Annotated in this window: 24 protein-coding genes and 1 tRNA gene; 9 read left to right on the top strand and 16 right to left on the bottom strand. The window is 59.8% G+C overall.

The window, feature by feature from the left end; genetic code table 11:
- The first annotated feature begins 81 nt into the window (after positions 1 to 81).
- Positions 82 to 1,125 (top strand): hypothetical protein, encoded by a 1,044-nt coding sequence (locus KIN_RS12480; RefSeq protein ID WP_159807387.1) that lies wholly within the window; start codon positions 82 to 84, stop codon positions 1,123 to 1,125.
- Here the strand turns inward: KIN_RS12480 and upp are convergent, their stop codons facing one another.
- The 9 genes from upp to KIN_RS12435 all read right to left on the bottom strand — a co-directional run bounded on the left by upp (position 1,126) and on the right by KIN_RS12435 (position 11,106).
- Positions 1,126 to 1,758 carry a uracil phosphoribosyltransferase gene (upp, locus tag KIN_RS12475; protein WP_159807385.1) on the bottom strand — a complete coding sequence of 211 codons (633 nt, stop codon included), beginning with the start codon at positions 1,756 to 1,758 and terminating at the stop codon, positions 1,126 to 1,128.
- Complete coding sequence (locus tag KIN_RS12470) at positions 1,755 to 2,741, bottom strand: adenosine deaminase (RefSeq protein ID WP_159807383.1); 987 nt, start codon at positions 2,739 to 2,741, stop codon at positions 1,755 to 1,757. Before KIN_RS12470 ends, upp begins: the two co-directional genes overlap by 4 nt.
- Entirely contained in the window at positions 2,738 to 3,934 is a 1,197-nt protein-coding gene (locus KIN_RS12465) for a phosphopentomutase (protein ID WP_159807381.1), read from the bottom strand. The genes KIN_RS12470 and KIN_RS12465 overlap by 4 nt, the downstream gene beginning before the upstream one ends.
- Complete coding sequence (locus KIN_RS12460) at positions 3,931 to 5,241, bottom strand: thymidine phosphorylase (protein WP_159807379.1); 1,311 nt, start codon at positions 5,239 to 5,241, stop codon at positions 3,931 to 3,933. The genes KIN_RS12465 and KIN_RS12460 overlap by 4 nt, the downstream gene beginning before the upstream one ends.
- Complete coding sequence (locus tag KIN_RS12455) at positions 5,241 to 5,630, bottom strand: cytidine deaminase (RefSeq protein ID WP_159807377.1); 390 nt, start codon at positions 5,628 to 5,630, stop codon at positions 5,241 to 5,243. The genes KIN_RS12460 and KIN_RS12455 overlap by 1 nt, the downstream gene beginning before the upstream one ends.
- A 93-nt stretch (positions 5,631 to 5,723) precedes the next feature.
- Positions 5,724 to 7,616 (bottom strand): propionyl-CoA synthetase, encoded by a 1,893-nt coding sequence (locus KIN_RS12450; RefSeq protein ID WP_159807375.1) that lies wholly within the window; start codon positions 7,614 to 7,616, stop codon positions 5,724 to 5,726.
- Positions 7,617 to 7,690: 74 nt separating this feature from the next.
- Positions 7,691 to 9,970 (bottom strand): NADP-dependent malic enzyme, encoded by a 2,280-nt coding sequence (locus KIN_RS12445; RefSeq protein WP_159807373.1) that lies wholly within the window; start codon positions 9,968 to 9,970, stop codon positions 7,691 to 7,693.
- Positions 9,971 to 10,065: 95 nt separating this feature from the next.
- Positions 10,066 to 10,272 (bottom strand): hypothetical protein, encoded by a 207-nt coding sequence (locus KIN_RS12440; RefSeq protein WP_159807371.1) that lies wholly within the window; start codon positions 10,270 to 10,272, stop codon positions 10,066 to 10,068.
- Between the two features lie 66 nt (positions 10,273 to 10,338).
- The gene (locus KIN_RS12435) at positions 10,339 to 11,106 is read right to left on the bottom strand and encodes an NAD kinase (protein ID WP_159807369.1); all 768 of its coding nucleotides are present in this window, start codon (positions 11,104 to 11,106) and stop codon (positions 10,339 to 10,341) included.
- A 171-nt stretch (positions 11,107 to 11,277) separates the two neighbouring features.
- Here KIN_RS12435 and glyA point away from each other — a divergent pair, with 171 nt between their 5' ends.
- Positions 11,278 to 12,585: a serine hydroxymethyltransferase gene (gene glyA, locus KIN_RS12430; RefSeq protein WP_159807367.1), complete on the top strand. Its 1,308-nt coding sequence runs from the start codon at positions 11,278 to 11,280 to the stop codon at positions 12,583 to 12,585.
- 261 nt (positions 12,586 to 12,846) lie between these two features.
- On the opposite strand, the gene KIN_RS12425 is transcribed toward glyA, so the two are convergent.
- Positions 12,847 to 13,473 (bottom strand): TetR/AcrR family transcriptional regulator, encoded by a 627-nt coding sequence (locus KIN_RS12425; protein ID WP_159807365.1) that lies wholly within the window; start codon positions 13,471 to 13,473, stop codon positions 12,847 to 12,849.
- Between the two features lie 88 nt (positions 13,474 to 13,561).
- On the opposite strand from KIN_RS12425, the gene KIN_RS12420 reads away from it, so the two are divergent.
- The 5 genes from KIN_RS12420 (at position 13,562) to KIN_RS12400 (ending at position 18,156) form a co-directional block, all read left to right on the top strand.
- Positions 13,562 to 13,861, top strand: coding sequence for a hypothetical protein (locus KIN_RS12420; protein ID WP_159807363.1), 300 nt, complete (start codon positions 13,562 to 13,564; stop codon positions 13,859 to 13,861).
- A 78-nt stretch (positions 13,862 to 13,939) separates the two neighbouring features.
- The gene (locus KIN_RS12415) at positions 13,940 to 15,223 is read left to right on the top strand and encodes a homoserine dehydrogenase (protein ID WP_159807361.1); all 1,284 of its coding nucleotides are present in this window, start codon (positions 13,940 to 13,942) and stop codon (positions 15,221 to 15,223) included.
- A 25-nt stretch (positions 15,224 to 15,248) separates the two neighbouring features.
- On the top strand, positions 15,249 to 16,217 hold the full coding sequence (gene glpX, locus KIN_RS12410) for a class II fructose-bisphosphatase (protein ID WP_159807359.1): 969 nt from the start codon (positions 15,249 to 15,251) through the stop codon (positions 16,215 to 16,217).
- Positions 16,217 to 17,971: a single-stranded-DNA-specific exonuclease RecJ gene (gene recJ, locus KIN_RS12405; protein ID WP_159807357.1), complete on the top strand. Its 1,755-nt coding sequence runs from the start codon at positions 16,217 to 16,219 to the stop codon at positions 17,969 to 17,971. Before glpX ends, recJ begins: the two co-directional genes overlap by 1 nt.
- A gap of 110 nt (positions 17,972 to 18,081) precedes the next feature.
- Positions 18,082 to 18,156: transfer RNA gene (locus KIN_RS12400), tRNA-Glu, on the top strand.
- A 46-nt stretch (positions 18,157 to 18,202) separates the two neighbouring features.
- Here KIN_RS12400 and KIN_RS12395 read toward each other — a convergent pair.
- Both KIN_RS12395 and KIN_RS12390 read right to left on the bottom strand, forming a co-directional pair.
- Positions 18,203 to 19,252 carry a GGDEF domain-containing protein gene (locus KIN_RS12395; RefSeq protein ID WP_159807355.1) on the bottom strand — a complete coding sequence of 350 codons (1,050 nt, stop codon included), beginning with the start codon at positions 19,250 to 19,252 and terminating at the stop codon, positions 18,203 to 18,205.
- Positions 19,249 to 19,923 (bottom strand): heme NO-binding domain-containing protein, encoded by a 675-nt coding sequence (locus KIN_RS12390; RefSeq protein WP_159807345.1) that lies wholly within the window; start codon positions 19,921 to 19,923, stop codon positions 19,249 to 19,251. Before KIN_RS12390 ends, KIN_RS12395 begins: the two co-directional genes overlap by 4 nt.
- A 126-nt stretch (positions 19,924 to 20,049) precedes the next feature.
- Here KIN_RS12390 and KIN_RS12385 point away from each other — a divergent pair, with 126 nt between their 5' ends.
- Positions 20,050 to 20,901, top strand: coding sequence for a trypsin-like serine peptidase (locus KIN_RS12385; protein ID WP_159807343.1), 852 nt, complete (start codon positions 20,050 to 20,052; stop codon positions 20,899 to 20,901).
- On the opposite strand, the gene KIN_RS12380 is transcribed toward KIN_RS12385, so the two are convergent.
- From KIN_RS12380 to KIN_RS12370, 3 genes are all read right to left on the bottom strand, one after another.
- Positions 20,898 to 22,454, bottom strand: coding sequence for a trimethylamine methyltransferase family protein (locus KIN_RS12380; RefSeq protein WP_159807341.1), 1,557 nt, complete (start codon positions 22,452 to 22,454; stop codon positions 20,898 to 20,900). The two genes, KIN_RS12385 and KIN_RS12380, sit on opposite strands and share 4 nt — an antisense overlap.
- A 103-nt stretch (positions 22,455 to 22,557) precedes the next feature.
- Positions 22,558 to 23,094, bottom strand: a complete 537-nt coding sequence (locus KIN_RS12375) for a peptide-methionine (R)-S-oxide reductase (RefSeq protein WP_159807339.1) — start codon at positions 23,092 to 23,094, stop codon at positions 22,558 to 22,560.
- A gap of 109 nt (positions 23,095 to 23,203) precedes the next feature.
- On the bottom strand, positions 23,204 to 23,896 hold the full coding sequence (locus tag KIN_RS12370; protein ID WP_159807337.1) for an HAD family hydrolase: 693 nt from the start codon (positions 23,894 to 23,896) through the stop codon (positions 23,204 to 23,206).
- 52 nt (positions 23,897 to 23,948) lie between these two features.
- Between KIN_RS12370 and KIN_RS12365 the strand changes: the two genes are divergently transcribed.
- On the top strand, positions 23,949 to 24,407 hold the full coding sequence (locus tag KIN_RS12365; RefSeq protein WP_159807335.1) for a MarR family winged helix-turn-helix transcriptional regulator: 459 nt from the start codon (positions 23,949 to 23,951) through the stop codon (positions 24,405 to 24,407).
- Between the two features lie 9 nt (positions 24,408 to 24,416).
- Here KIN_RS12365 and KIN_RS12360 read toward each other — a convergent pair whose 3' ends face one another.
- Positions 24,417 to 24,695: a DUF3572 domain-containing protein gene (locus KIN_RS12360; protein ID WP_159807333.1), complete on the bottom strand. Its 279-nt coding sequence runs from the start codon at positions 24,693 to 24,695 to the stop codon at positions 24,417 to 24,419.
- Positions 24,696 to 24,831: the final 136 nt, after the last annotated feature.

The following is a 24,831-nucleotide window of genomic DNA, read 5'->3' as shown; positions in this document are numbered from 1 at the left end:
TGAGCGAAGGACAACGCGCAGGTACAGTCCCTCAAAACAAATAACCAGAGCAGTCTGCCCCTGATGATCCGAGCCTGACCCATGACGGCGCTTACCCAGTTTGAACGTCTGGAAACCACAGGCCTTTGGCGCGAAAGCCCGGAGGCGCAGCGTCGTGACGTCATCGTCTCGTTCGGCAAGGCCTCTCTGATCATCCGCGACCGGACTGATACGGCACTGACCCATTGGTCCCTGCCTGCCATCGAGCGCATCAATCCAGGCCAGCGTCCTGCGATGTTTGAACCGGGTGCTGAGTCCGGTGAAACATTGGAGCTCGATGACGACACTATGATCACGGCGATCGAGAAGGTGCGTAAAACCATTGCTCGCAAGAAGCCGCGCCATGGCAGGGTCCGACTGGCTATTCTGGTGTCGATCCTGTCGGCCATTGCGGCCCTCGGGGTCTTCTGGTTGCCCGATGCACTGATCCGGCATACGGTTTCGGTGGTGCCCGACAGCACGCGTCTGTCCATCGGCAACACGCTTCTGGATCATCTGACCCGCCTGACGGGGGAAACCTGCCGCGCTGGATTAGGACCTGCCGCCTTGTCCCGTCTAAAGGCCCGGACGTTGGGTGATGGTTTGGCAAGTTCCGGCAGCGGGGCGCAGGCCAGACGGCTTTTCGTCGTGCCCGGTGGACCGCAACCGACCCTGTCGCTGCCCGGTCAGATCATCGTTCTGAACCAAACGCTGGTCGAGGATTACGACACGCCCGCCGTCGCCGCCGGTTTCATTCTTGCGGCCACCGACCCCAGCACACGCGTTGATCCCTTGCGCACCCTTCTGGATCACGCTGGCCTTCGCGCGACGTTCGGCCTGCTCACCACGGGTCATCTGGATCAGGCTGTTCTGTCGGATTACGCGCAAGTGCTTCTGACGCAAGAGGCACAGGATGTGGATCCCGAAAGCCTGCTGGCCCGGTTCGAGGCCGCGCGCATTGCCTCCAGCCCCTACGCCTACGCGAAGGACATCACCGGCGAGGCAACGCTGACATTGATTGAGGCCGACCCCATGCGCGGCCAGCCGGCACCCCGCCTTCTGTCGGACGGGGATTGGATCAGCCTGCAAAGCATCTGTGGCGAATAGCTACTTCGTCCCGAACATTCGATCGCCTGCATCGCCCAGCCCCGGAACGATATAGCCGTTTTCGTTTAGGTGGCTGTCGATGGAGGCTGTCACGATGGGCACATCCGGGTGCGCTTCTTTCATCCGCGCAATCCCCTCCGGCGCAGCCAGTAGGCACAGGAACCGAATGTTCTTGGCGCCCGCCTTCTTCAACAAATCTATCGCCGCAACGGAAGAATTGCCCGTAGCCAGCATCGGATCCACGGCGATCACCATTCGTTCTTCCAGAATGTCCGGCACCTTGAAGTAGTATTGGACGGGCTGCAGCGTTTCCTCGTCCCGATAGAGCCCCACAAAACCCACCCGTGCGGAGGGGATGAGTTCCAGCATCCCGTCCAAAAGTCCGTTACCAGCGCGCAAGATCGAAATCAGTGCCAGCTTTCGGCCCGCCAAAGTCGGTGCGTCCATTTCCTGAATGGGGGTCTCGATGGTCTTGGTTGCCATGGGCAGATTGCGCGTCACCTCGTAGGCCAGAAACTGAGAGATTTCCCGCAACAACTGACGAAATACGGCAGTCGAGGTGTCCCGCTCACGCATGAGGGTCAGTTTGTGTTGAACCAGGGGGTGATCGACAATAGTGACATGCTCGCTCATGCGGTGCTCTCCAGTTTCAGTAGCAATTCGGCGCGTGTTTCGGGATCGCAGAACGCCGCCTGCGCCGCGGTCCGGTTGACCTCACGCACTATCTCATCGTCCCAGCCAAACGTATCCGCCAAACGGTCATATTCGCGGCGTAAGGTGGTGTGGAAAAACGGCGGGTCGTCTGTCGAAACGGTGACCCGCACGCCAGCGGATCGCAGGGTCTCAATCGGGTGCTTGTCCCATGACGGGTATACACCAAGCGCGATGTTGGACCCCGGGCAGACCTCAAGCGTCACGCCAGTCTCGATGAGATGATCGACAAGCACGGGGTCATCAATCACCTGAACCCCGTGACCGATCCGCGTCGGCTTCAGATCGCGGAGGGCGTCGCGCACGGAGGACGCGCCGCCCCATTCGCCCGCATGAGCGGTCAGTTCAAGTCCAGCCTCGCGCGCCATATCGAAGGAATAGGCAAAGTCGGCAGGCTTGCCCGCCATCTCGTCGCCTGCAATACCAAAACCGGTTATGAAATCGCCCGCCGTCTCAGCCGCACACAGCGCCGTTTCCCGGGCCTTTTCCGGTCCGAAATGACGGATACAGGTGACGACGCCGCGCAGAACTATACCGGCCTCGTTGCGCATTCCAGCGGCCGCTTCCTGCATCGCCGCGAGATATTCGCGCCACGCGCCCACATCCCTACCACCGCAGAAATCTGGGCTCAAAAACGCCTCGGTGTAGATCACGCCCTGCTCGGCTGACTGTTCCAGAACCGCGCGGGTCAGCCGGGCGTAGTCCTCGGGCGTTTTCAGGACCGAGGTCGCAGCCTCGTAGGTGCGCAAGAACTGCTCGAACCCGGTAAAGGCATAGCTGCCATTCTCGGAGAAGACGCCGTCCAGTCGGATCGATTTCTCCTGCGCCAACCCCTTGATGAACGCAGGCGGGGCCGCGCCCTCCAGATGGAGGTGCAGTTCGATCTTTGGCACATCATCCGTCATAGAAAGCTCTTTCCCGGTCCCTTATTTTGAACGTCCAGATGATCGGCAACGCTGGCCGCGACATCCATGAACGTCACGTGCCCTATTTGGCCCGGCAGAACACCGGCGGCAAGGACTGGAACCCGCTCCCGCGTGTGATCGGTGCCGGTCCACGTGGGGTCATTTCCATGATCTGCCGTAAAGAGCATCAGATCACCCGGTTTCAACCGCGTGATCAGCGGACCGATCTGAGCGTCGAACCATTCGAGATGGCGTGCATAACCTGCTACGTCGCGGCGATGGCCATACTTGCTGTCAAACTCGACGAAATTCGCAAAGACCAGCGCACCATCCTCTGCCTTATCCATCAAGTCCGACAGGTGATCCATCAGCACGGCGTCGGTGCCTTTGCGGGTCTCGTCAATGCCCTGCATTGAGAAGATGTCTCCGATCTTTCCGATGCCATAGACTTTGCGCCCGGCCCCCTGCACCCAGTCACATAACGTCGGCTCGGGCGGGGCGACGGCATAATCCCGGCGGTTGGCGGTACGCTCAAAACTATCCGGACTGTCCCCTATGAAAGGACGGGCGATCACCCGCCCCACCTTCATGGCATGAAGCTCGGGCGCGAGCGCTTCACAAAGCGCCAGAAGCCGGTCGAGGCCAAAGCTGTCTTCATGGGCCGCGATCTGGAACACGCTGTCGCTGGACGTATAACAGATAGGCTGGCCAGTCCGCATGTGATCCACGCCGAACCGAGCGATGATTTCGGTGCCGGACGCGTGGCAATTGCCAAGGATCCCTTCCGTTCCCGCCAAATCTGCCACACGCTGTGTCAGATCCGGCGGAAACGCGGGTTGGTCTTGCGGGAAGAAATGCCAGGCCCACGGGACAGGAACGCCGGCCAGTTCCCAATGCCCGGTGGGGGTATCTTTGCCCGCCGATTGTTCCGTCGCAGCGCCCCAAAGCCCATGGGTCTCGCCGGTCAGACCTGGTGCCGTCAGGCCTGATGCAAGCTCGATCGCAGACCCCAAGCCGAGACGCGCGAGGTTTGGCAACATCAAGGGTCCGCTTCGCCCCTCATCGGCGCGTCCCGCCGCGCAGGCCTCCGCGATATGGGCCAGCGTGTTTGCCCCCTCATCCCCGAACTGCCCGGCATCCGGCGCGCCGCCACATCCGACGGAGTCCATTACAATCAGAAAGGCGCGGCTCATGACGCGGGCTCGCCGTAGATCAAAGGGGGCTCCGTGACCGGATCTGATCCGATGGTGTAAGCCGCCCTGATCTCGCCAGCGGCGCGATCTGCCGCGTTTTCCGTGGCGGCATGGACCATGGCCAACGGCGTGCTCGGGGTTACGGTTGCGCCAATCCGCGCGAATCCGGATACCCCGACCGCAGGATCGATCCGGTCCCCGTCCCGCAGACGCCCGCCACCCAGATGAACAACTGTTTCCCCCAACGCCCGTGTGTCAATCTGCGTAACGGTGCCAGCACTGCCTGCCGTGACTTCCCTTAGGACAGGCGCTTCCGGCAGGCAGTTCCGCCAGCTTTCCGCAAAATCAAGTGGACCACCCATTGCGGCAACGAGGCGGGCGAACCTGTCTGCCGCAGCCCCACTGTCGAATGCTGCGTCGACCTTGGACACGGCTTCGGCTGTGTCCTTGGACAGACCACTGCTGACCATGATCTGCACACTCAAACCACTGGTGACGGTGCGCAGGTTCGTGTTCGACCGCGCACCAGTCAAAACCTCCATCACCGCGCGGATTTCCACCGCGTTGCCCGCCGCGTCCGCAAGGGGTTGCCACATGCCGGTGACCAACGCCGTGGTCGGACACCCGGCGCCGTTGGCCACAGCGACCAGCGCATCGGCCAGCTGTCGGGCCTGTTCCGGCGTTTCCATGAATGCGCCGGAGCCTGTCTTGACGTCCAGCACCAGCCCGTCCAGCCCGGCTGCAAGCTTCTTGGACAGGATGGAGGCGGTGATCAGATCGATGGAGGCAACGGTTCCGGTCACGTCGCGGATCGCATAAAGCCGCTTGTCCGACGGTGCGACGCGGCCCGTGGCACCGATGATGGCGCAGCCGACCTCCCTGACCACGTGTTCCAAACGCTTCGGACCGATATCACTGATATAACCCGGGATCGCTTCGAGCTTGTCGAGCGTCCCGCCTGTGTGACCCAGACCGCGCCCCGAGATCATCGGGACGAACGCGCCGCATTCGGCCAATACCGGTGCCAGCAGCAGAGAAACCGGATCCCCCACGCCACCGGTGGAGTGCTTGTCCAGCACCGGACCATCCAAATCCCAGTGCAGTACATCGCCGCTGTCGCGCATGCCTTCGGTCAGACCGACACGCGCGGCATCTTCGAGGCCCCGCAGGCAGACACCCATCGCAAATGCACCCGCCTGCGCATCGGTGATCGCCGCGCTGTGGAGCGCCTTGCCAAACCAGCGCATCTGGTCCGCCGTGGGTGAACGCCCGGCGCGCAGACCTGCAATAATAGTCCGCGCGTCCATCACTTGTTCATGTGGCTGCTGTCAAACTTTCCGGGCAACAGGTCGCGCAGGTAAACTGTCTCGGTCATGCCTGCGGTGGTGGCCATCGTCACGAGAATATCGCCCTCTGCAAATTCTGTTAGCTTCTGACGGCACCCGCCACAGGGCGGCACCGGCATGGGGCTGTCGGCGATGATGGTGATCTCTGCAATCTCGCGCCCCCCCGCCGCGCACATGGCGGCAATCGCGCCCGCCTCCGCGCAGGTGCCTTCGGGATAAGCCACGTTTTCGACGTTGCAGCCCGTAAAGACCTGCCCGTCCCGCGTAGCAAGGGCAGCGCCGACCTTGAAATTCGAATAGGGCGCATGCGCGTTCAAGCGCACCGCGCGGGCGTGAGGCAGCAGATCCATGGTTTTTCCTCCGGGCAGTTGTGGAGGTAACTGTGCGGGGCCAACCGACAGAAGTCTACCGGTCCGCACGGGATTTTTGCAGCGAGACAATCGTCAGTCAGCTGGATAGCCAACCTTTTTCAGGGCCTCAGCGATCTCATCCAGAATGGTCGGATCGTCAATCGTGGCGGGCATCTTGAAGACGGCGCCATCGGCGATCTTGACCATCGTGGCACGGAGAATTTTACCCGATCTTGTCTTGGGCAGCCTGTCGACCACGCAGACCACCTTAAACGCTGCGACAGGTCCGATTCGCTCGCGCACCAGTTGGATGCACTCGGATTTCACCTCATCCTCGGTCTTCTCAGATCCGGCATTGAGACATACGAAGCCCATGGGCAACTGACCCTTCAGCTCATCCGTGACACCGATCACAGCACATTCCGCTACGTCTGGATGGGCGGCCAGAACCTCCTCCATCCCGCCGGTGGACAGACGGTGACCTGCCACGTTGATGACGTCATCCGTGCGCGCCATGATGTAGAGGTACCCGTCCTCGTCGATCATGCCCGCATCGCCGGTTTCGTAATAGCCCGGGAATGTCGTCAGATAGCTTTTGCGAAAGCGATCCTCGGCATTCCAGAGCGTCGGCAGCGTGCCCGGGGGCAACGGCAGCCTGACCGCGATGGCACCCAGTTCGCCGGGCGGCATAGGATGGCCCGCCTCGTCGAGGATTTGCACGTCATATCCCGGCATCGGCAAGGTCGGGGAGCCGATTTTGACCGGAAGTTTCTCGATCCCCATGGGATTGCCCACAATCGTGTAGCCGGTCTCGGTCTGCCACCAGTGATCAATGATCGGCACACCCAGCTTATCCTGCATCCATTCGATCGTGTCGGGATCGGCGCGCTCACCGGCCAGATAGACCGTTTCCAGGCAGGAGAGATCGTAATCCTTGATCAACTCGCCCTTCGGATCGACCCGTTTGACCGCCCGGAACGCGGTTGGCGCAGTGAAGAAGGACTTGACGTTATGCTCTGAGATGACACGCCAGAACGTGCCGGCATCGGGCGTGCCGACGGGCTTACCTTCGAAGACCACAGTGGTGTTGCCGTGGATCAGCGGTGCGTAGCAAATATAACTGTGGCCCACGACCCAGCCCACATCAGAGGCCGCCCAGAAGACTTCACCGGGATCGACATTGTAGATGTTCTTCATCGTCCAGTTGAGCGCCACCAGATGCCCCGCCGTAGGCCGGACGACCCCCTTGGGCTGGCCCGTGGTACCGGACGTATAGAGAATGTAGGCCGGGTGGTCGCCCGGCACGGGAACGCAATCGGCGGGTGCCGCCGTCTTGACCAGTTCGTCCCAGTCGAAATCCCGGCCTGGCTTCAGATCAGCCTGGGCCTGATCTCGTTGAAATATCACGCAGAACTCGGGGGCATGCGCCGCAATTTCGATAGCTTCATCCAGCAAGGGTTTGTATTCGACAATCCGGCCCGGTTCGATCCCGCAGGACCCTGCGATGATGGCCTTGGGCGTCGCGTCATCAATTCGAACAGCCAATTCGCTGGCCGCAAATCCCCCAAATACAACCGAATGGATCGCACCGATCCGGGCGCAGGCCAGCATGGCGATCAGCGCTTCGGGCACCATCGGCATATAGATGATAACGCGGTCACCCATCTCGAGGCCTTTGGATCGTAAAGCACCCGCCAGACGGGCCACACGATCCTGCAAATCAGCGTAGGTGATCGACGTTTTGACCCCGGTGACCGGGCTGTCATAGATAATCGCGACCTGCTCGCCACGACCTGCCGCAACATGGCGATCAACGGCGTTCCAGCACGTGTTGACCTGCGCGTCCTTGTACCATTCGTAAAGCGGCGCAGCCTCTTCCCAGAGTGCTTTGGACGGCTTGACATCCCAATCAATCGCCTCAGCGGCTTGCATCCAGAAGGCCTCCGGATCGGCCTTCCACGCCCCATACACCTCAGCGTAGCGCATTGCGTCCCTCCCGCTTTTTGATCGCGGGGAAACTGTTACGTCCCAAAGTCCGGCGCGACAAGCGCCATGATGGCCTAGCCGTAATGGGCGACAGGGGTACCCGCCACGGCGGACATGTTCAGAAGCCCCCGCGTGGTGATCGATGACGTCACGATATGCGCCCGATTTCCCATCCCCATCAGGATCGGCCCGACCTCAAGCCCGCCCGCTTTCATCTTCAGGATGTTGCGTACGCCAGAGGCTGCATCCGTGTTGGCAAAGATCAACACGTTGGCCGGTCCCTCAAAGCGGCTTTCAGGGAAAATCCTGTCCCGCAATTCCTGATCCAGTGCGGCGTCCGCATGCATTTCACCCTCATAGGCAAAATCGAGGTTCATATCGTCGAGCATGTTCAGCGCCGCCCGCATCCGCTGACCCGTGTCGCAATCCAGATTGCCGAATTGCGAGTGCGAGCACAGTGCGATCTTGGGTTCCATCCCGAACCGGCGCACATGGCGCGCAGCACCCAGAACGGTTTCTGCGATTTGTGCAGGCGTGGGTTCAGGATGGACGTGGGTGTCCGCCACGAACAACGGGCCGTCTTCCATGATCATCAGGCTGAGCGCGCCCACCGGATGACAATCGTCAGAGCCCAGAACCTCGGTCACATATTTCAGATGCCAGAGATATTGACCAAACGTACCGCAGATCAGGCTGTCAGCTTCGCCCCGCTGGACCATAACCGCGCCAATCGCGGTGGTATTGGTGCGCATAATCGCCTTGGCCAGATCAGGTGTCACGCCGCGCCGGGCCATGATGGTGTGATAGGTTTGCCAGTAGTCCCTGTAACGATTGTCGCTTTCCGGGTTCACCAGTTCAAAGTCCTCGTCGGGGCGGATCGACAAACCTGCCCGCTTGGCGCGCACCTCCACCACTTCAGGGCGCCCGATCAGGATGGGCTTGTCGGTCGTCTCTTCGATCATCGCATGGGCCGCGCGCAAAACACGTTCGCTTTCACCTTCGGTAAAGACGATCCGGCGGGTCTGGGTCGCAGCGGCGTCAAAAACTGGACGCATGATAAGGGCGGATTTGAAGACTGATCCGTCGAGCGCCTTCTTGTATTGAACCAGATCCTCAAGCGGACGTTCTGCCACGCCACTTTCCATCGCCGCCTTGGCCACCGCCGTCGCAACGACGCCGATCAGCCGGGGGTCAAACGGTTTCGGGATCAGATAGTCGGCGCCGAAGGTCAGTTGTTCCCCCTGATAGGCCGCGGCGGCCTCGGCGCTGGTCGTGGCGCGGGCCAAGGCCGCGATGCCTTCGACGCAACCGATCTTCATCGCGTCGTTGATATCCGTCGCGCCCACATCAAGCGCACCGCGGAAGATGAACGGGAAGCACAGAACATTGTTGACCTGATTGGGATAGTCGCTGCGCCCCGTCGCGATGATCGCGTCGGGCGCGACTTCGCGGACAAGATCGGGCATAATCTCGGGGGTCGGGTTTGCCAGCGCGAAAATAATCGGCTGGGATGCCATCTTCGCGACCATCTCTTTGGTCAGAATACCAGGGCCGCTGAGACCCAGAAACAGATCGGCCCCTTCAATTGCCTCATCCAAAGTGCGCAGATCCGAGGCTTGGGCATACTCCCCCTTCTGCGGGGTCATATCCTTGGTACGACCGTCATAGACCAGCCCTTCGATATCGCAGAGCCAGACGTTTTCCCGTTTCACCCCAAGCTTCAGCAACATGTTAAGGCACGCAATGCCCGCCGCGCCCCCGCCCGTAGAAACGATTTTGATATCCTCGAACTTCTTGCCGTTCACGCGAAGCGCGTTGGTCGCAGCGGCACCAACGACGATGGCAGTCCCGTGCTGATCATCGTGGAACACAGGTATGTTCATGCGTTCACGGCAAATCTTCTCGACGATGAAGCAATCGGGCGCCTTGATATCTTCGAGGTTTACCGCGCCAAAGGTCGGCTCCATCGCGCAGACGATATCTGCAAGCCGCTCCGGATCGCTTTCGTTCAATTCTATGTCGAAACAGTCGATGTTGGCGAATTTCTTGAAGAGAACCGCTTTCCCTTCCATCACGGGCTTGGAAGCAAGACCGCCGATATTGCCAAGTCCAAGCACTGCCGAGCCATTTGTAACGACCGCCACAAGGTTGCCGCGGGAGGTGTAGTCGCGCGCAGTTTGCGGGTCGTCTTTGATTTCGATGCAGGCTTCCGCCACGCCGGGCGAATAGGCACGAGCCAGATCGCGGCCGTTGGCCAATGGCTTCGTCGCGCGAATTTCCAGTTTGCCCGGCTTTGGATAGCGGTGATAGTCGAGCGCTGCTTGCCGCAGGCCCTTCTGACGGTCATCTGACATGGTGCCGGCCCTCCTCGCCGAAAATGGTTTAACGTTAAACCACTTTCTAGCTAACGCGGTTTTCGGCTATGTGACAACCCGTGCGGCGCCCAAGCTTAGCTGTTCTTTTGCTCTTTCAGGGCCGAAATTCGGTCTTGCGCCTGGCGTTCGGTCAGATCGCCATCGTACGGTTCGCCCAAGGCATCCGCCAGTTGACGCAGTTCCGCCTCCGTCTCGGGGCGCGCGGGACCGTCGCCATCTTCGGGGGTGGACGGGACGACGCTGTCATCACCGCCGATCACTGCTTTGGTTGGGGGTATCATCGATCTCTCCTTCAAAACCACTGCTCAGACGAACGGTTGAAGGGCTCTCGGGGTTCCGATGATCTGCTAGGCGAACTGTTCCCGGATCAGCCGTTCTTCCAGCCCATGGCCCGGATCAAAGAGAATGCGGTGGCTCACATGAGTTGCCGACGTGATCTCTACGGATACAACGCTGCCCGCGGATCTGCTGTCCGCATCGGCCATGACAGGGCGTTTCTGGGACTGCAGGACATCGATGCGCACATGCGCCGATTTTGGCAACAAAGCACCGCGCCATCGCCGCGGCCGAAAAGCGGACATGGCCGTCAAGGCGAGCACGTCCGAGCCAATGGGCAAGATGGGTCCGTGGGCAGAATAGTTGTAGGCCGTCGATCCCGCAGGCGTGGAAACCAGCGCCCCGTCGCAAACCAGTTCTTCCATCCGCTCGCGCCCGTCGACGGTGATCTTCAGCCGCGCCGCCTGAGGTCCCGCGCGCAACAGCGACACCTCGTTGATGGCCAGCGCCTCGTGCACCTCACCGTTTTCCTTGATCGCCTTCATATGCAACGGATTGATGATCTCTTCTTGTGCCGCGGCCAGACGCGTCCTCAATCCGGGCTCTTGGTATTCGTTCATCAAAAAGCCAACAGTGCCGCAATTCATCCCGTATACCGGGGCGGGAAGCTCTTGCGTGCCATGGAGCGTTTGCAGCATGAATCCGTCGCCGCCGAGGGCTACGATGACATCGGCCTCGATCGGATCGACATTTCCATATTCGGTCGATAGCGCCCGCAAGGCGTCCCGTGCGACATCCGTCTCAGACGCAAGAAATGCAATTTTTTGAGCGTTTGGCATGGCTTACGTCCGGTTTTCGCAAGTCTTTGCCTGCGCCGACAGGAAACACAAGTCTCTTAAACGCGGCGCACGTTTCATGCTGCGGCACTGAGGCGCTGTTTTGGAGGCTTTCGGAATGCGCAATTTGCCCCTAAAAGCGCGCCTATCACTGTTCAGACAGGAGTTTGCGCCATGAATGCCCCCTCTTCCAACATCGGCCGGGATAGCGGCTTTTTCGATGAACCGCTGGAAAGCCGCGATGCGGAGCTGTTCGGCGCAATCCGCCAGGAACTGGGCCGTCAGCGCGATGAAATCGAACTGATCGCATCCGAGAATATCGTGAGCCGCGCGGTGATGGAGGCTCAGGGCTCCGTCATGACGAACAAATATGCGGAAGGCTATCCGGGACGGCGCTATTACGGGGGCTGCCAGTATGTTGATATTGCGGAAAATATGGCGATTGATCGCGCCAGGCAGTTGTTCAACTGCGGCTTTGCGAATGTTCAACCGAACTCCGGCTCGCAGGCCAATCAAGGCGTATTCACCGCGCTTCTGACGCCGGGCGACACCATTCTAGGGATGAGCCTTGATGCGGGCGGTCACCTGACCCATGGGGCCAAGCCGAACCAGTCGGGCAAATGGTTCAATGCGATCCAGTACGGTGTGAAGCCCGATACGCTGGACATCGATTACGACCAGGTCGCGGATCTGGCCAAGGAACATCAGCCAAAGATGATCATTGCCGGCGGCTCCGCCATTCCACGTGTGATCGACTTTGCGAAGTTCCGTGAGATCGCGGACAGCGTCGGCGCCTATTTGCTGGTGGATATGGCGCACTTTGCAGGGTTGGTCGCGGCAGGCCTCTATCCCTCGCCCTTCCCGCACGCCCATGCGGCAACCACGACAACCCACAAAACGCTCCGCGGTCCACGGGGTGGCATGATCTTGACAGACGACGAAGCGCTGGCAAAGAAATTCAACTCCGCCATCTTCCCCGGAATTCAGGGCGGGCCACTGATGCACGTGATTGCCGCGAAGGCCGTAGCCTTTGGCGAGGCGCTGCGCCCCGAATTCAAGGACTACCAGAAGCAGGTCATCGTGAACGCGCAAGCAATGAGCGATCAGTTGATCAAAGGCGGTCTGGATATCGTCACCGGTGGCACCGACACCCACGTTTTGCTGGTTGACCTGCGCCCGAAGGGCGTCAAAGGAAATGCGACTGAAAAAGCGTTGGGCCGCGCGCATATCACCTGCAACAAGAACGGCATCCCGTTCGATACCGAAAAACCCATGATTACAAGCGGCGTCCGTCTGGGCTCACCGGCTGGAACGACGCGCGGTTTTCTTGAGCCCGAGTTTCGCCTGATCGCCGATCTCATCGTGGAGGTCGTTGACGGTCTTGCTGCCAATGGCGAAGAGGGCAACGGAGACGTGGAAGCCGCGGTCAAGTCCAAGGCTATGGACCTCTGTGCCAAGTTCCCGATCTACCCGGATCTCTGAGACCTGCGCACGCATCGCTAACCGGGGCGCAAGATGTCCCGGTTAGAACCACATCCCGTGACGTCACATAAAACGGTTTGAGGATTCCCGCCCGACTTGGCAATCCGGGCATATGGGGGTCACCTGACTTATCGGTAAGTTCCGGGGGTAACGCCCCGACAGGTGCGGGGATCAAATCCCGTCCGGCATAAACCGCATTTGGCGGGCCCGCCTTTTCTGACCGACGACCCCTGAAGGCAGAGACCCAAACCGCTCTCCGGATCAGGCGATCTGGGCAGACCGTTCCTGTGCGCGGACGGATTTGCTGACCATGTCGGCATAAATCGACTCAACCCGATCCAGCGACAGACGGCCCTCGGGTTTGTACCACGTCAGCACTCCGTTCAGCATCGAGATCAGCGCCAGCGTGGTCAATTTCGTGTCAGATACGTCAAAGAGGCCACGGGCCTTGCCCTCGATCAAAATCTGCTCCAACCCGTCTTCGTATTGCTTTCGCATGGCTTCCAGCTTGGCGAAGTTTTCCGGCGTCAAATTGCGTAGTTCCATATAAGAAATGAAGACCGCCTGCGGGCGTGCCAGATGAAACCGGATGTGGAAGCGCGCGAACGCGTCGAGCCCGGCTTCCGGTCCGCCACCCCGCGCCTCGATCCTGGGCAGCTCGGCCTGCCACGCGCTGAGCACTTCGCCCATGTGTGTTTCCAGAAGATCGGACAAAAGCGTCTGTTTATCGGGCGTGTAGAGGTAAAGCGCGCCCGCCTGCACCCCCACCTCGGCCGCGATCTGGCGCATCGACACCGCCGCAAACCCATGGGCGGCAAACAGCTTCAGCGCCGCCGCCCGTACACGGGGGCCTGTGATGTCGGAATGGGATCCTTGTTTGCGCGCCATGGCAAAACCCTATCTGAACACCCGTTCAGTTCAAGAGAGCAATTCAGCACCGCTTGTGAGCGCGCTGTCCCCCGCATAGAGTGCCGCCATGATACGCGCTGTGATCCCCGCCCTCTTGCTTTGCCTGTCTGCCTGCGCGGCGGACCTTCCGGATGAGCGCGAAACGATCAGCGCCGAGGCTTTGGCGGCCGACTATCCCAGATTGCAGCCCATCCCGCCGCTCTTGGCCGCTGCGAACCAGGACAATGACATCGCGGAAACGGAAGAAACCCTGTCATCGCGCGCCGACGGTCTGCGCACCCGTGCCTCAAATTTACGCGGACGCAGCATTTTGGACGGGGCAACACGGCTGAAACTGGAAAACGCGGCTTTGCGCAATAACCGTTAGCGCTGTCACGTTGCACACGACGGTCTTCCCCGCTAACAGGTCGAGCGAGTTCGCTAATTTCCCGGAGATCCCCCCCGAATGACAAAGCCACTTCGCCTCGGAATTGCTGGTCTTGGCACTGTGGGTGTGGGTGTTGTCCGGATGCTGCGAAAGAACGCAGACCTTCTGAAAACGCGCACGGGACGCCCCCTTGTCATCACGGCGGTGTCTGCCCGGTCCCAGAAGGATCGAGGCGTCTCGCTCAGCGACTACGCTTGGGAAGACGACCCGGTCAAACTTGCCACACGCGATGACGTGGACGTGTTCGTGGAACTGATGGGGGGCGCGGATGGACCGGCGAAAGCCGCAACCGAGGCTGCGCTGAAGGCGGGCAAGGACGTTGTCACAGCCAACAAGGCCATGCTCGCCGAACATGGCCACACGTTGGCAAACCTTGCCGAAGATGGCGGTCAGGTCCTGCGGTTCGAAGCTGCAGTCGCCGGGGGCATCCCCGTGATCAAGGCGTTGACGGAAGGCCTTGCCGGGAACGAGATCACCCGTGTGATGGGGGTGATGAACGGCTCCTGCAATTATATTCTGACGCGAATGCAAAGCGCCGGTCTGACCTATGAAGAGGTCTTCGCCGAGGCCGACGGTCTTGGATATCTGGAGGCCGATCCGCAGCTAGACGTGGGCGGAATAGATGCGGCGCATAAGCTGGCGCTGCTGTCTTCTATCGCGTTTGGAACGCAGGTGAAATTCGACGGCGTCGCATTGGAGGGGATCGAGCGGGTCAGCATCGAAGACATCCGGCAGGCCGCCGATATGGGCTACCGCATCAAGCTATTGGGCGTGGCCCAGATGACGGCGCGAGGGTTGGAACAGTCCATGTCGCCCTGTCTGGTGCCCGAAACCTCCCCCCTTGGACAGTTGGAAGGCGGGACAAACATGGTCGTGCTCGAGGGCGCGGATGTGGGCCAGATCGTCCTGCGCGGGGCCGGTGCGGGCGAAGGCCCGACTGCCAGCGCTGTTCTATCAGACATCATCGACATTGCGCGGGGGCTGCGATTGCCCACATTCGGCCAACCCGCAGACAGTTTGAAAACCGTACCGGCCGCGCAATCGACCGTGCCCGCGCCCTACTATCTGCGGCTCGATCTTCTGGACAAACCCGGCGCGCTTGCCAAGGTGGCGACGGCCCTTGGCGATGCGGGCGTGTCGATCAATCGGATGCGCCAGTACGGCCATGAAGATACAACAGCGCCCGTTCTGATTGTCACCCACACGACAACCCGGGAGGCGCTAGATGTCGCACTTGCCGGTTTGCCCGGCACGGGCGTTGTCACAGGCGATCCGGTCGCCTTACGTATCGAAGAAGTCTAACCCACCCCAAAGCAGGAACTTTTCCATGAATGGCTCTACCGAAATTTTTCAGGATCGCATGCTGTCGCTCGGGCTCGCCCGTGTCTCGGAGGCGGCTGCCCTCGCCTCGGCCAAGCTGATCGGGCGTGGTGACGAAAAAGCGGCGGACCAAGCGGCCGTTGATGCGATGCGTACCCAGCTTAATATGCTCAACATCAAAGGTGTGGTCGTGATCGGCGAAGGGGAGCGGGACGAAGCACCCATGCTATATATCGGCGAAGAGGTCGGCACAGGCGATGGACCAGGCGTGGACATCGCGCTTGACCCGCTGGAAGGCACAACGCTGACCGCCAAGGACATGCCCAACGCGCTGGCCGTGATTGCGATGGGGCCGCGCGGCTCGATGCTGCACGCGCCAGATGTCTACATGGACAAGCTCGCAATCGGCCCGGGCTACGAAAAAGACGTGGTTACGCTGGATATGAGCCCCTCGGAGCGGATTGCCGCGCTGGCCAAGGCAAAGAGCTGCGATCAGGAAGATATCACGGTCTGTGTCCTGGAACGCCCGCGCCATGAAGACATGATCGCAGAAATCCGCGAGACAGGCGCCGCCATTCGCCTGATCACTGACGGCGATGTGGCAGGTGTCATGCACTGCGCGGAGGCGGATGTCACCGGTATCGACATCTATATGGGGTCCGGCGGGGCACCCGAAGGCGTTCTGGGCGCTGCCGCGCTGAAATGCATGGGCGGGCAAATGTATGGGCGCCTCCTGTTCCGCAATGATGACGAACGAGGTCGTGCGGCAAAGGCCGGGATCACGGATCTGGACAAGATCTACAACCGCGATGAAATGGTCACGCAGGACGTGATTTTCGCGGCCACGGGTGTCACCGATGGCTCCATCCTGCCGGGCATCCGACGGGAAGTAGGGTATCTGACCGCAGAAACGGTCCTGATGCGCTCCAAAACCGGCTCGGTGCGCCGAATGACTTACCGCAACCCGACACGGTGATGGCAGACCGCCCGGCTTTTCTTGGGGTTGAAAGCTCCCTGACCGGGCGGCGCTGGATTGGTCTTGCGGACGAACAGGACCGTCAGGCCGAGGCCATTGCCCAGCAGACGGACCTGCCCCGTGCCGTGTGCCAGACACTGGCGCGTCTGGGCGTGCCCACAAAGGACTGCATTGGTTACCTGACACCTGCCCTGCGCGATCTGATGCCAGATCCGTCGTCGTTGCGCGATATGCATGTGGCGGCAGACCGCGTCGTAACGGCGGTGGACAACCAAGAGCGGATCGCAGTATTCGCAGATTACGACGTGGACGGTGGAGCATCCGCCGCGATCCTTCTCAGCTGGCTTCGGGATATGGGCCTGCATGCGACCCTCTATATTCCGGACCGTATCGATGAGGGCTATGGCCCCAACGTTCCCGCGATGACGGATTTGGCGGCGGCCCATGATCTGATCATCTGCGTGGATTGCGGTACGCTTAGCCACGACGCGCTTGGCGCGGCCAGTGCGGCGGATGTGATCGTTCTTGATCACCATCTTGGTGGCGAGACCTTGCCCCCGGCCTGTGCTGTCGTGAACCCGAACCGTCAGGACGAAGACGGCAGTCTCGCACATCTCTGCGCGGCGGGCGTGGTGTTTCTGCTTCTGGTTGCCGTCAATCGCAACCTGCGCGCGGCAGGCAAGACGGGTCCTGATCTGATGGCGCTTCTTGATCTGGTTTCCTTGGCGACGGTGGCCGATGTGGCCCCACTGGTCGGGCTGAACCGTGCGTTGGTGCGCCAAGGTCTGAAGATCATGGGGCAGCGCCGTCGGGTCGGGTTGCGCGTGTTGTCTGATGTGGCCCGCATGGACACGGCGCCCACGCCCTATCATCTGGGCTTCCTGCTGGGTCCACGGATCAATGCCGGCGGACGCATTGGGGCGGCTGACCTAGGCGCGCGGCTTTTGGCAACCACCGACGAGGCCGAAGCGCAGGCGCTGTCCGAACGATTGGACGCGCTGAACACCGAACGGCGCGACATTGAAGCCGCTGTGCGGGAGGCGGCCATGGCTCAAGCGGAGGGGCGCGGGCTCGACGCGCCACTGGTCTGGGCGGCGGGCGAAGGTTGGCATCCGGGCGTCGTCGGTATTGTGGCCGCGCGACTGAAGGAAGCAACGAACCGCCCGGCGGTCGTAATCGGATTAGACGGCGACGAAGGCAAAGGCTCCGCACGTTCTGTATCAGGCATCGATCTGGGCGCACAGATCCAAAGGCTGGCGGCGGAGGGCCTGTTGATCAAGGGTGGCGGACACAAGATGGCCGCTGGCCTGACTGTGGCGCGGGATCAGCTTGACGCTGCAATGGCCCGCCTGACCGAATTGATGGCACGACAGGGCGCGGGTGAATTAGGGCCCTCGGATCTCAGGTTGGACGGCCTCATGATGCCGGGTGCGGCCCAGATAGAACTGGCAGAACAACTGGAGCAGGTCGGGCCGTTCGGTGCCGGGGCGCCTGCGCCGCGCTTCGTCTTTCCCTCCCAGCGGATTTTCTTCACCAAACTGGTCGGGGACAGCCACCTGAAACTCACCTTCGGAGACGACCAGGGCGCGCGTGTCGAAGCGATTGCCTTTGGCGCGTTCCAAGGGGATCTGGGACCTGCGCTTCAAAATCACGACGGCGCGCTTTTTCATCTGGCGGGGCGGTTGGACATCAACACATGGGGTGGTCGCCAAACCGTGCAGTTGCGGCTGGAGGATGCAGCCCCGGCGGTGTGATCGTGAGAAAGACGCCGCGTTCCAGCATCGCGGTTATTTCTGAAACTTATTCGGAAAATCCTCTTGCCACGCCCAGCGCCCTCCCCTAAATACCGCTGCACGTTCCCGGTGCTCCCTTCGTCTATCGGTTAGGACGCCAGGTTTTCAACCTGGAAAGAGGGGTTCGATTCCCCTAGGGAGTACCATTTTTCCTCATCATATCCGTAGCTTTGGGTTGGTCAGGGCTTCAGATCAGCTTGCCATCATATCTGGCTGATACACCGTATGCTGCGCCCTGCCACGATTCTTGGAATGGTATAGCGCGCGGTCCGCGTCTGAGAGCATCTGATCTATTTTCGGCACATCGTAGAAGCTCGACAGAGTGGTGCCGATGCTGGCGGAAATTCGGCATGTCTCGCCTTCAAACTCCATCGGCTCTTCGAGACGTTCGATGATCCGGGACGCGATGCGGCCCAGCACGTCCAGATCCACGCAGTTGTTGAAGATCATGACGAACTCGTCGCCGCCGACCCGGGCAACCATGTCATCTGCGCGAATTTCGGAACTCAAAACGCTTGCGACCTCTTGCAACACAAAGTCACCGGCTGCGTGACCCAAGGTATCGTTGACCTGTTTGAAGTAATCCAGATCCATATGCATCAGACCGAAAGGCGTGTGCATGCGGGCCAATCGGGTCAAAAGACCGTCCATCGCGCGACGGTTTTTCAGTCCGGTAAGCGTATCGGAATGGGCTTTTTCCTCGGCTTCCGCTTTCGCGCCATGCAGCCGCTGGTTGAGACGTTTGGATTCCGTCATCGCCGCAGCGTTGGCCTCAATCAGATAAAGCATGTCAACGGTCGGATCAGACGGCGCAAAATCAGCGCTGCTGAGTTGAAACCGCGCGACCGCATCGCCAACTGAGATGCCCAGAGACAAGTTGATCAAACCACCTGCCCCGTCAGACAGTGGGGTAAATAACCCTTTCATCGTGTATCCTGGACCGCTTCGAAACAGGAGACGTATCCGGCACGCACCCTGCGCATGCAGCTTGGCAAACGTCCTGATATTGCGGGGACGCTTCACCTCGAAGAGATCAAGGAAGCGCAGGTTTTGCAATGCCGCCAAAAGCGCCTCTCTCGACCCGTCTGTTGCGCCAGTCAGACCGGCGATGTCCAGACCTGTGCATAATTTGAGAAACGTCGGCCCAGCGCCTGCGATAACGCCGGTTTCAGAGACCCGCAGATGAAGCGGCATCAGCAGATCCAGCGCTTCGGTGCTTATGTCAATAAGATCGGATGTCATGACATCTGCCCAAGCTCGCCCGCCGCGGCCAAATGGGTCGACCCTTCATCGCCCTGGCGCCGGTTGCGCACCGAGGACAGGTCGTCCTGCTCGGCGGGAGCCAGACTGAAGGTCCGTCCTGACGCGAAGTCCGTTTCCAACAGATCAATACGCACCATTTCCTGCCCGTCATCACCCGCCTCCAGATCAAGAAGCACGAGCGCGCCGTAGTCATCTGCCATGGCACGTAGAACCCCCTGCAGCACGGCCCCGAAGCCGGGCTTGCGCCATGTGCAGACCAATCCGTAGCTCTGACCTGCAAAATCCCGCAGATCGAGGCGGGGCAGTTCCAGATCAGGAATCGCCAGCCTGACGCGGTCGTGAAGGTCATCTAGGGAAAACAGGAACTCTTCGAAACTGTGACCGCCAAAGCGCATCAGCCGCCTGACCCGTTCCATATTGGGGTGCGTAACCAGATAGGTGCCAATATCCTCCAACAAGGAAGACTGATCCCGGTCCAGAAATTCGCAGGCGGACTTCAAAACCGTATCGGTGACATGATCCTCGTAGGTCAGCATCCCCTCGAAATCGCGAAAATCGAGTTGGGCGTCATGGACGACCTGATCCCACAGTTCTGCGCCATAGGTGTCTTCGAGAAAACACTGTATTGACCGGTTAATCAGCCCGTACATGTGGCGAATCCTTACTTGCTTTGCCTCATATTGAGCCTAATCCCTTAACAAAGCCCAAAAACCGCTGCGCCAAAACCGGCCCAATTGCGCCCAATCCCTGCCACAGTGAAATGAGAGCAGGGGGCCATGTTGAGAACGCTGCTCATTTGCCTCGTTGCCCTTGCGGCAGGTCCCGTCGTTGCCAAAGACACCGACGAGGGTCCGCATCAGGCCTTGGATACGAAAGATCTGGCCCGGGGTTGGCTGGCCGTCGGGCGACTTGAAATGGGTCGTGAAGGGACATGCACAGGTGCCTTGATCGCGCCGCGCCTTGTCCTGACGGCCGCGCACTGTGTCTATGACGATGACACGAATGAACAGCGCAAGGCTGATACGATCGTGTTCAAAGCCGGATATCGCCATGGTCGGTCAGCGGCCAAGCGTAAAGGGCGCCGCATCGTCGTGCACAATGACTATCAGTACGCGAGTAAGAACTATCTGAACCGCGTTGCCACCGACGTCGCCCTTATCGAGTTGGATCAACCCATCGGCGAAGCGGGTGTCGTCCCGTTTCAGCGGCACCGCAAGCCGGTCGTGAACGAAAAAGTGATGGTTGTCTCCTATGCACGCGGTCGACAGAACGCCCCCGCGCTGGAAGACGGATGTCAAATGCTCGATGCCTATGCAGGCGCGCTGATCTACGACTGTGATACGGATTTCGGATCCTCAGGCGCCCCGATTTTCGTCATGACAGACGCGGGACCCAAAATCGCGTCCATCATTTCGGGCGGTACGACCTACAAGGGCAAAGACGTCTCGCTTGGCGCGCCGCTCGACAAATCTGTGGATCGCCTTCTAAATAAATTGGCGTCTTCCAATCCCGAAGCGAAGCTGATCTCGGTCGGAGAAGCATCCGGAAGCACGGCCAAACGGGTCAGCATCAGCGACCAGCTGAAAGCGGAAAAGAAAGGCAGTCGGCTGCCGCAGATCAAGCGTTAAAAGTCAGTCGGTACGCCGCCTTCGGCTTTGCGGCGGGCAGCAAAATCCTTCAGTTCATCGCGCACACTGTCCTCAATGGGCGGTGCTTCAAACTCGGCGATAATTCCCTTGTACATTTTATGAGCACGTTCAGCGGTCCAGGTGCTTCCATTCAACTGCCACGCCTCGAAGTTTGACCAGTCAGAGATCAGCGGATCATAGAACGCAGTCTCGTATCGCTCTTGGGTATGCTGACAGCCAAAGTAATGCCCGTCCGGACCGACCTGTGCTATCGCGTCGACAGCGATATCGTCGGATCCCGTCGCGTAGATCATAGGATCGAAATACCGCTGGATCATCTGAATAACCTCGCAATCCATAATGAATTTCTCGGGGCTTGCGATCAAACCGCCCTCGAGCCAGCCCGCCGCGTGGTAGACGACGTTCGTGCCCGACTGGACAGCAGACCAAAGACTGTTCGATGTCTCCCACATGGCTTGTCCATCCGGGACGTTGGCCGCACAGACTCCGCTGGCGCGCATGGGCAGTTTGTAGAACCGCGCCATCTGGCCGGTCATTTGTGTGGCGCGCATGTATTCGGGTGTCCCGAACGCTGGTGCACCTGTCTTCATGTCAACATTCGATGTGAAGGTTCCGATGGCCACGGGGCAGCCCGGATTGATGTATTGCAACAGCGCGATTGCTGCGAGTCCCTCAGCCAGACTAAGCGCAACGGCCCCGGACATCGTGACGGGTGCCATGGCCCCCGCGAGCGTGAATGGGGTCACGATCACGGCCTGTCCGCGTTTGGCGTGGATCATCGCCCCTTCCAGCATTGGAAAATCATGCTTAAGCGGTGAGACCGAGTTGATGTTGGTGTACATATGCGGGCGGCTCTCGAACTCTTCGGGGGTAAGATTGCCCGCGATGCGCACCATTTCCATCACGTCTTCAACACGCTCGCGACCAAGTGAGTACGCGTGCACGACCTTGTCGGTCAGCGTCAGCTTTTCATAAAGGCAGTCCAGATGGCGGATACCCGCGTGAAGGTCGATCGCCTCAACCGGATAGCCGCCCGCGAAATGGATGCAATTGAAGAACTGGGTGAGCTTTATGAACTCCCGGTAGGTTTCGAAATCACCGGGTCTCTTGCCGCGTTCCAGATCCCACGCGTTCGGCGGGGACGAGACGTTGCCAAACGCCATATAAGGACCACCGATCACCAATGATTTCTGGGGATTACGTGGTGTGACAGTGAATTGCGCGGGCGCATGGGCCAACATCTCCATCACGAAGTCTTCGTCCATCTTGACGTTGGTGTTGGAGATCTTGCAGCCCGCACCCCGGAGAATTTCGACCGCGTCGGGATTCAGAAACTCGATCCCGATCTCGCTGAGAATCCGCATCGCCCCTTTGTGGATGGCCGCGACGCCATCGGGGTTCAAAGGTTCCGTTGGCCTGTCCGTATTAACCGGCTGTCGCCACGGCATCTGATCGGGAAGCAAAGAGGTGGTTCGCCTTGCATTACCAGCCCGGCCCCCACCCCGTTTTCTGCGTGTTGCTGTTTGGTCCACGGCCCGCTCCCTTGACGTGTGCACATGGACACAGTTGCAAGGGCGGGGGGCCGTGGTTTTTCAGTTACCGACCTTTTCGGTCGTTTTTCTGAGACTGACGGCGTTAGGCTTCGGCTGGTTTCAGATCCAGAACGGTGCCGTTGATGCAGTGCAGAACTTCTTTGTTCACAAGAAGAACATGGCCCAGGTGACCGCCACAACGGCTGCACACGCTTTCAATGTAATCGCGGGGCTCGGGGAACGCGCCGTTGTAGTCCGTGGTGTGCTTGTTCAGCACAATCGAGAATGGCAGCGAATGACGGAAGAAGACAAACCCGATTTCCTGAAGGGAATAGTCTTCAGATGTGTAAAGCGCCTGATCGCAGCCTTTGCAATGATAGATACCGGGTTTGCTTTCGGCCCAGTAGTCAGATGACGTGGGAAACTCCGTCCCGCCTTCGCGCAGAATGTGGAACGCATCGTCACCCAACTGGGCTTTCCACTCTTCCGGCGTTTTCTCGACAGCGAATTTAAAGCCGGTCTCAGGGTTTGAGGACTGGCTGGCACGTGCAGCGGTCGTAGTCGCGCCCGCGGCCAGTGCGAGGCCGGCAGACCCCGCCAAAAAGGACCTACGTCCGACGGTTTTATGAGACTGTGCCATGGGACACTCCTTCGCTCTCGTGAATTACCTAAGGTGAACCTAGCACGTTAAGCCTCGGGAGACCTCTCAAAATTTCGAGCGCCTACGTGAACCAGCGTGTGAAAATGTTTCACCCGTTATGGTCGAGCCAGTCTGGCAAATCCGCGATGCTGTTTAAAACGACGTCCGCATGGGGCTCCAGATCCGAGCGGACCGCAGGGCCGGTCAGAACCCCGACACAGACCATGCCTGCTGTGCGCCCTGCGTGAAGATCATGGGTGCTGTCGCCGATCATGGCGATTTTTTCGGGCGCAATCCGCATCTGATCGGAAAAACCAAGGCACATGCCAGGCGCCGGTTTACCCCCATAACCGCTGTCGAAGCCAAGGATCAGATCGAACACTTCATGTGCTCCGACCATAGCCAAATGAGCGCGTGCAGAGCTTTCGGCGTCGTTTGTCGCAATGCCGAGTTTCAGACCTCGGTTTTTCAGGCCCTGCAAAAACGGACTGAGTCGTACGACCTCGGTCAAGGGTGCGTTGGCGGCGCTGTCATTGCCGTAGTCGAGCAGGCGCTCAAAGTCCCAGCCCGGCAGATGTGGCAACAGCAGGTCGATCTGCTCTTCCGGGGTGCCCGCTATGACAGGACTGTTGGGCAGAAAGCTCCGGTTATCTGTGTTATACCCAATGGCTGCGCCCAGAATCCGCGTCTGATCCGGATCGCCTTTCGCCAGATCGCTGAGAAAACCATGCGCCCAAGCGCCCCATGTCTTTTCGAAGTCAAACAGCGTTCCGTCCTTATCAAAGAGAAGACCGTCAATCATACCTGCCGCCCATTGCTTGACCCTGCCCGAGTGCTGATTGACAGTGCAGCCCATGACAGATCAAGCCAAAAGATACGCGCTGCACAGCTCTATCGGATATCATGCGACGCTTGCAGCGCGTGTGTTCGAGCGGCGGCTGGAAGATGGCCTCAGACGAGTCGGATTGACCCGGCTGAACTGGTGCATCCTGCTGGCCGTGGGGGAAGAAGCCTTGACCAACCCGTCTGACATCGCGGGGTTCATCGGCATCGACCGAACCGCGACAAGCCGAGCGTTGCGGCAGTTGGAACGCGACGGCCTGATCACGCGCGCGCCTTCGACCAATGACCGCAGGCGAACGGATGTCGCCCTGACCGGTGAGGGGGAGCGCTGCCTGTCCGATGCGATTCCCATCGGACGGGAAAACAATACCCATTTCACCACGAAGCTGAGCTCAGATGAACATCTCTTGCTGGTGCGGCTTTTGGCCAAGATGCGCAGCGGTGAGACGGAGAACCTTACGAACTTCTAGGATCAACTCTCACGTCCAGTTCGGCAAATCGCCTCCGGGCAGCATTTGTCGCGCGCGTTGCGGGTCCATGTAGTCAAAACCCGAGCTGTCACAGAACTCACGCACCCAGGCGTCATCCATCATCAGAAAGTCCAAAACCGATCCCTGAAACGCGGGATCCTTGATCTGCGCGCGGATATCGCCCAAGGACGCACCCGTCGCACCCAGAAAGATGCCGGTCATTTCGTCCGACGCGGCAATCCAGCCCAACGCAGATATCGCGATGGCCTCGGCTTGGTCCTTATTCATATGAAATATCTGCCTCAGATCAAAAGAGTGGGCGGCAACCCGCTGAAAGGTGGCGCAATCGGAAAACACGGTAAAGATTTCTTAAGGCTTGTCTCCAAAACATCAACAAAGTCTTTGCTGCAAGGGGTATAGATTC

The organism is Litoreibacter roseus (assembly GCF_009811795.1).
GTDB lineage: Bacteria > Pseudomonadota > Alphaproteobacteria > Rhodobacterales > Rhodobacteraceae > Litoreibacter > Litoreibacter roseus.
This window is presented reverse-complemented; position numbering and strand designations above follow the sequence as displayed.

Excerpts from the sequence above, each read along its gene's own strand:
- KIN_RS12480 (WP_159807387.1), top strand. The coding sequence starts at position 82 with ATGACGGCGCTTACCCAGTTTGAACGTCTGGAAACCACAGGCCTTTGG.
- upp (WP_159807385.1), bottom strand. The coding sequence starts at position 1,758 with ATGAGCGAGCATGTCACTATTGTCGATCACCCCCTGGTTCAACACAAA.
- KIN_RS12470 (WP_159807383.1), bottom strand. The coding sequence starts at position 2,741 with ATGACGGATGATGTGCCAAAGATCGAACTGCACCTCCATCTGGAGGGC.
- KIN_RS12465 (WP_159807381.1), bottom strand. The coding sequence starts at position 3,934 with ATGAGCCGCGCCTTTCTGATTGTAATGGACTCCGTCGGATGTGGCGGC.
- KIN_RS12460 (WP_159807379.1), bottom strand. The coding sequence starts at position 5,241 with ATGGACGCGCGGACTATTATTGCAGGTCTGCGCGCCGGGCGTTCACCC.
- KIN_RS12455 (WP_159807377.1), bottom strand. The coding sequence starts at position 5,630 with ATGGATCTGCTGCCTCACGCCCGCGCGGTGCGCTTGAACGCGCATGCG.
- KIN_RS12450 (WP_159807375.1), bottom strand. The coding sequence starts at position 7,616 with ATGCGCTACGCTGAGGTGTATGGGGCGTGGAAGGCCGATCCGGAGGCC.
- KIN_RS12445 (WP_159807373.1), bottom strand. The coding sequence starts at position 9,970 with ATGTCAGATGACCGTCAGAAGGGCCTGCGGCAAGCAGCGCTCGACTAT.
- KIN_RS12440 (WP_159807371.1), bottom strand. The coding sequence starts at position 10,272 with ATGATACCCCCAACCAAAGCAGTGATCGGCGGTGATGACAGCGTCGTC.
- KIN_RS12435 (WP_159807369.1), bottom strand. The coding sequence starts at position 11,106 with ATGCCAAACGCTCAAAAAATTGCATTTCTTGCGTCTGAGACGGATGTC.
- glyA (WP_159807367.1), top strand. The coding sequence starts at position 11,278 with ATGAATGCCCCCTCTTCCAACATCGGCCGGGATAGCGGCTTTTTCGAT.
- KIN_RS12425 (WP_159807365.1), bottom strand. The coding sequence starts at position 13,473 with ATGGCGCGCAAACAAGGATCCCATTCCGACATCACAGGCCCCCGTGTA.
- KIN_RS12420 (WP_159807363.1), top strand. The coding sequence starts at position 13,562 with ATGATACGCGCTGTGATCCCCGCCCTCTTGCTTTGCCTGTCTGCCTGC.
- KIN_RS12415 (WP_159807361.1), top strand. The coding sequence starts at position 13,940 with ATGACAAAGCCACTTCGCCTCGGAATTGCTGGTCTTGGCACTGTGGGT.
- glpX (WP_159807359.1), top strand. The coding sequence starts at position 15,249 with ATGAATGGCTCTACCGAAATTTTTCAGGATCGCATGCTGTCGCTCGGG.
- recJ (WP_159807357.1), top strand. The coding sequence starts at position 16,217 with ATGGCAGACCGCCCGGCTTTTCTTGGGGTTGAAAGCTCCCTGACCGGG.
- KIN_RS12395 (WP_159807355.1), bottom strand. The coding sequence starts at position 19,252 with ATGACATCCGATCTTATTGACATAAGCACCGAAGCGCTGGATCTGCTG.
- KIN_RS12390 (WP_159807345.1), bottom strand. The coding sequence starts at position 19,923 with ATGTACGGGCTGATTAACCGGTCAATACAGTGTTTTCTCGAAGACACC.
- KIN_RS12385 (WP_159807343.1), top strand. The coding sequence starts at position 20,050 with ATGTTGAGAACGCTGCTCATTTGCCTCGTTGCCCTTGCGGCAGGTCCC.
- KIN_RS12375 (WP_159807339.1), bottom strand. The coding sequence starts at position 23,094 with ATGGCACAGTCTCATAAAACCGTCGGACGTAGGTCCTTTTTGGCGGGG.
- KIN_RS12370 (WP_159807337.1), bottom strand. The coding sequence starts at position 23,896 with ATGATTGACGGTCTTCTCTTTGATAAGGACGGAACGCTGTTTGACTTC.
- KIN_RS12365 (WP_159807335.1), top strand. The coding sequence starts at position 23,949 with ATGACAGATCAAGCCAAAAGATACGCGCTGCACAGCTCTATCGGATAT.
- KIN_RS12360 (WP_159807333.1), bottom strand. The coding sequence starts at position 24,695 with ATGAATAAGGACCAAGCCGAGGCCATCGCGATATCTGCGTTGGGCTGG.